The following is a 630-nucleotide window of genomic DNA, read 5'->3' as shown; positions in this document are numbered from 1 at the left end:
AACAAGAGTACAAACGTGAATCGTTTGAATTGTTTGAAGGTTTACTTGAAGCGCTAAAGACTGACGTTATTACTGTTCTGTCTCGTGTCCGCGTTCAACAGCAAGAAGAAGTTGAGCGTATGGAAGAGCAACGTCGTGCACAAGCAGAAGAAGCTGCTCGTCGTGCGCAGGCTCAGCATGCAGCTGCGGAAAATCAGTTGGCTGATGGTGAAGAGTCTGAGGGCTCAAATCAACCTGTTGTTCGTGATGAGCGTAAAGTAGGTCGAAACGAACCTTGTCCATGTGGTAGTGGCAAGAAATACAAGCAGTGTCACGGTCAGATCAATTAATCTAACTTGATAACTTAATAAGAAAGAGTCGCTTAGGCGGCTCTTTTTGTATCGATAGATCCTAGGTAAATATCCATGAAAAGAATTCACATTGTTGCAGCGATCATTTTCAATCAAGATAAGTCGCAAATCTTTATTACTAAACGTCCTGATGATAAACATAAAGGTGGTTTTTGGGAGTTTCCGGGCGGTAAAGTCGAGCTAGGAGAAACAGTTGAACAAGCGATGGTTCGTGAGCTTGAAGAGGAAGTGGGGATTCGAGTGATTGAACAAGCACCGTTTGAACACCTTGAATACGATT

Annotated in this window: 2 protein-coding genes; both read left to right on the top strand. The window is 43.2% G+C overall.

Annotation, left to right across the window (positions count from 1 at the left end; genetic code table 11):
* On the top strand, window positions 1-329 hold a 329-nt coding region (locus R7Z49_RS25925; protein ID WP_318112541.1), incomplete at its 5' end, for an SEC-C metal-binding domain-containing protein.
* 75 nt (window positions 330-404) lie between these two features.
* Window positions 405-630 (top strand): NUDIX domain-containing protein (locus tag R7Z49_RS25920; RefSeq protein ID WP_318112539.1); only part of this gene is annotated, 226 nt, incomplete at its 3' end.

Origin of the sequence: Vibrio sp. 1562 (genome assembly GCF_033340155.1) — a bacterium.
GTDB classification, from domain to species: domain Bacteria; phylum Pseudomonadota; class Gammaproteobacteria; order Enterobacterales; family Vibrionaceae; genus Vibrio; species Vibrio alginolyticus.
The sequence above is the reverse complement of the archived record's forward strand: the minus strand, read 5'-3'. Positions and strand labels throughout refer to the sequence as shown.